The sequence below is a fragment of the uncultured Dialister sp. genome (assembly GCF_900541605.1).
In the GTDB taxonomy this organism is placed as follows: domain Bacteria; phylum Bacillota; class Negativicutes; order Veillonellales; family Dialisteraceae; genus Dialister.
Genome location: NZ_UQKJ01000161.1, coordinates 1 through 3,785, shown reverse-complemented (window position 1 = coordinate 3,785; position 3,785 = coordinate 1). Strand labels below are relative to the sequence as shown.

Below are 3,785 nucleotides of genomic sequence, written 5' to 3'. Positions count from 1 at the left end.
AAAGGGATAATAGGACAGGTGTTGGCAGGGAGCTACCACTTTTTCATCCCTGGCCACAAGGGCTAAACATTTGTCTACTTTTTTCTGGATTTTATACATAGGCTCCTCCGTACCAAATAAAAAACGAACAGAAAACTCTCTCTGTCCATCGGAAAATACCAACTCTGCGAGGAAAGCAGTTACCGGGAATCATCAGAACCGGCAGCTCCCTGCAGAAGGGTTTTCCAAAAATCATTGTTATTGACAGTGTATAAAGACAAGAAACAATTGTCAAGGTAGAAGAGAAAATCCGGTTGTCCAAAAAGAAAAGAGCTGGGGAATGGGACCCGCCGCAGGCGGCCGGGATTTTCCATGCCTCAACTCTTTTTTTACATGCCCACTGTTTCATCCAGGGGTTCCTGGCAGAAGAGCTTCATGGCACCTTCCGCCATTTTGCCGCCTTCGTGGGCTGCACCGTCTACGACTTTCAGCTGCCAGCGGAAAGGGACACCCAATGCGGCAGCTCTGGCCTCACAGAAGTGGAAGTAATTATTGCACCGTTCCATGCGGTTCTGCCCCTGGGCATCGGCTTCCGGCGTATCCCGGAATGGCTTTTCCCGGGATATATCATTGCCGCCCATGAGCATAATGACAGGACGGGAAAAAGCCCTGGCCAGGTCCCTGTCCGAAATGGGGAGCCCCTTGATACCGTAGGGATAAAAAATGGTGTCATCGGGCATGGTGAACCAGCCGGAATTGGCGCAGATAATGGCATCTACCGCAGGGTGGCTGGCGAAAAGGGAATACCGGTGCATAAGCTGCCCTCCGGCGGAATGACCGAAAAGGAGTACTTTTCCCTTTGCCCTTGTACGGCGCCGTACGGCAGCCACTACATGGTCGATGGCATCAAATGTCCAATCCCTGCGGGACTGGATATGGCCTTCTTCCCCTTCCGCATCGGAAATATTCCCTTCCTGGTACCAACGGGCACCGGGATATTTTTTCGTGGAAAATTCAGGGCACGCAATAAGCATATTGTACTTGACCGCCAGTTCTTCCAGGTGTTTTTCAAAACGCTGCGCCTTCCGCGTGTATCCCGGAAAAGCAATGAACACAGGCTGATCTTCTGTCCAGGTAGCAGGACGGTAGTAGTATACAGGAATGGCATCTTTAGAGGCCCCGCTCCTTTCTTCCAGCAGATAGGAACTTTCTCCCACGGGAAGGGAAAGATCCTCTTTCTTTCTGGGAAAAAGATAGGCAGTCACAGCTCCGATGGCCAATGCGGCCAGGGCTTTTGAAAGTTTACCCAAATTTAAAATCTCCTTCGTGCAATGTGGGATTCTGCACCCCACGGGGTGGGGAAAAAAGAGCAGTTTTTTCCCTCCAATTGAATCATTATACCATGGTCCTGTAAAAAAGAAAGATGAATGGGAGAGAGGCCATAGGTGGGAGAGAGGTCATAGGGGAGGATTTTAAATCTGTCCGGCCCAGCCGGCCGTGCAGGGGGCCCTGTCTGAAAACAGGAAACGCTGATAAATCCGAATCTGGCTGGTGGACATCCTGTTTTCCTTGCATCCCGCTTCTATCGGTCGTATAATAGCGCCATCGGTAACTTATGAATTCGAACCAAAGGAGCCATGTATGAAGAGCACATTTTTTCCACACTTTACCATAGGCGTCGATGCCTATGATGCGATTCCCTCCATCTGCGGCGACTATGGACATACTGCTGTCATCGTAGGCGGCAATAAGTCCCGGGCTGCTGCGGAACCCCTCATCCGCAGGGCCTGTGAAGGACATATTGATATTCTGGGATCTTTTCTCTACGGCGATGATGCGACTTTTGAAAACGCAGAAGCCCTGACGAAGATTCCGGAAATCCAAAAGGCAGACATGATTTTTGCTGTTGGCGGAGGACGGGCTACGGATACTGCCAAATGGGCCAGCCATCTTCTGAAGAAGCCTATTTTCACATTCCCTACCCTGGCATCGAATTGTGCCTCCGTCACGGCGGTATGCATCATGTACAATCCGGACCACAGCTTCAGGGGATCCATTTATCGAGACCGCAATGCGTACCACACATTTATCAACACCGATGTTATCGCCCATTCGCCCCGGGAATATTTCTGGGCAGGTCTTGGCGATGCTCTGGCCAAACAGTATGAAGTACCTTTTTCTGCCCGGGGTATGGAACTAACCTGGGTTCAGCAGACGGGCGTCCGGAATGCCCAGAACGTGGCGGCAGGTATTCTGAAATACGGAAAGAAAGCATTGGAAGCGGTGGACCGGCAGGAAGTCAATGAAGCCCTGGAACCGGCCATCCTTTCGATTATTGTAGCGCCGGGTATGGCCTCTGTATGCATTGAGGATGATCTGGACTCCAGCCTGGCCCATGCCATCTACAACAGCCATACCAGGACGCCCCATAAGGGAACCCATCTTCATGGCGCCGTAGTAAACTATGGGCTCCAGGTCATGCTGACCATGGATGGACAGCTGGAGGAGCGGGATAAGATTTACAATTTTGCAAAATCCATCGACCTGCCCCACTGTCTGGCGGATATCGGTATCGATCCGGCCCATCCGGATGAACTGGTACAGAACTGCCTGCACACGAAGGATATGCGGGTAAAGCCCTATGATATTACCTTTGACATGGTGTACAAGGCCATGATGGATCTGGAAAAACTGAATCGCTGACCGCTTTTCTTTGCGGCACGTTAAAACCCCTTCACCGGATGGCAGCCGGTGAAGGGGTTCCTATTTTTGGAGTTTCGGAATAGTCTAGTCATAGGCGCATCATGTATGCATCTATGAGAAGGTGCACGGGAAAACCCGGCAGAATCAGGAAAGGAGGAAACATCCCTGTCCTGCAGCTGCTGCACCGGCAGCCTGGTTTCCGGGAAAACATATTGGCCAGCTGAATTTGTCCTTTCTGCAGAAACACTGACATCGTGCGGGATAAAGGAATCAATGCCACCTGCTGCAAAAGCGGATTTCTTCTTTTTCCTTTTCCCTGGACCCCTGACTTTGGGACCTTCCGGAAAGGGAAATGTGGAAGGAATGCTTTTCCTTTACCTTCTGAAAAAAGGGCTCCGTTAAAAAATCCTGTAACAGTCAAACGATTTTTCAAACGGCAGATTCCACGAATGATTTCCAAACCACCACCCCTCCAGCCTGCGCATGGCAGAGCGGTTGGAATCCATCCGGGAACCTCACAGTCGATATCTCGGAGGACAAGCCTCATTGGCTGCTTTTCTGCGTGCATACAGGAGGGACCAGCCATTTCGGATACCGGACGACAACACCGGCAGGGAAGTGGATGGGCCTGCTGCTGCAGCCGGGAAGAGAAGCCCAGTCACAGCATGGGAAAATATACTTTTCACCATAACCTGTCTTTATTATACATCATTTGGACAAAAATTAAAGGGAATTGTTATCCTTTTGGGTGAAGAAGGGTAAAAAGTGCGGCGGCCGTGGGTACCTGGGGCTATTGAAATTTTCTTTACCCGGTTCATGAAAAAGTGGGGGTTCCATGTGGGGCAGGTTCCCTTCCATTACGGTGCAGGGCTGCTTTCCTGAAATCCGGGTTATGCGGAAGGTATTTTGTCTCAAATTTTATGTTGTGCTGCCCTGCTGCAGAATTGGTGTTCAAAGGCTTCAAAATTTTCCCGGCTGCCGTAGATGGCGAAGATAATATGGTCGAAGTGGCGGCGGAAGTTCCTCTCCACTAGGATTTCGTAAAATTCCCGGGCCACATCTTGGGGATTGTGGAGGAAGACGCCGCAGCCCCAGGCACCCAG

At 50.8% G+C, this 3,785-nt stretch carries 4 protein-coding genes; 1 reads left to right on the top strand and 3 read right to left on the bottom strand.

Features of this window, described 5'->3' with window-relative positions; genetic code table 11:
* Nucleotides 1–368: 368 nt before the first annotated feature.
* Entirely contained in the window at nucleotides 369–1,289 is a 921-nt protein-coding gene (locus QZR21_RS08535) for a S9 family peptidase (RefSeq protein ID WP_296974945.1), read from the bottom strand.
* Between the two features lie 331 nt (nucleotides 1,290–1,620).
* On the opposite strand from QZR21_RS08535, the gene QZR21_RS08530 reads away from it, so the two are divergent.
* Nucleotides 1,621–2,682: an iron-containing alcohol dehydrogenase family protein gene (locus QZR21_RS08530; RefSeq protein ID WP_296097411.1), complete on the top strand. Its 1,062-nt coding sequence runs from the start codon at nucleotides 1,621–1,623 to the stop codon at nucleotides 2,680–2,682.
* A gap of 88 nt (nucleotides 2,683–2,770) precedes the next feature.
* Here QZR21_RS08530 and QZR21_RS08525 read toward each other — a convergent pair whose 3' ends face one another.
* Nucleotides 2,771–3,142, bottom strand: coding sequence for a hypothetical protein (locus QZR21_RS08525; RefSeq protein WP_296097413.1), 372 nt, complete (start codon nucleotides 3,140–3,142; stop codon nucleotides 2,771–2,773).
* A gap of 451 nt (nucleotides 3,143–3,593) precedes the next feature.
* On the bottom strand, nucleotides 3,594–3,785 hold a 192-nt coding region (locus QZR21_RS08520), incomplete at its 5' end, for a hypothetical protein (protein ID WP_296974941.1).

What these genes read in the sequence shown, in the direction of transcription:
- QZR21_RS08530 (WP_296097411.1), top strand. Translation starts at nt 1,621, where the DNA reads ATGAAGAGCACATTTTTTCCACACTTTACCATAGGCGTCGATGCCTAT.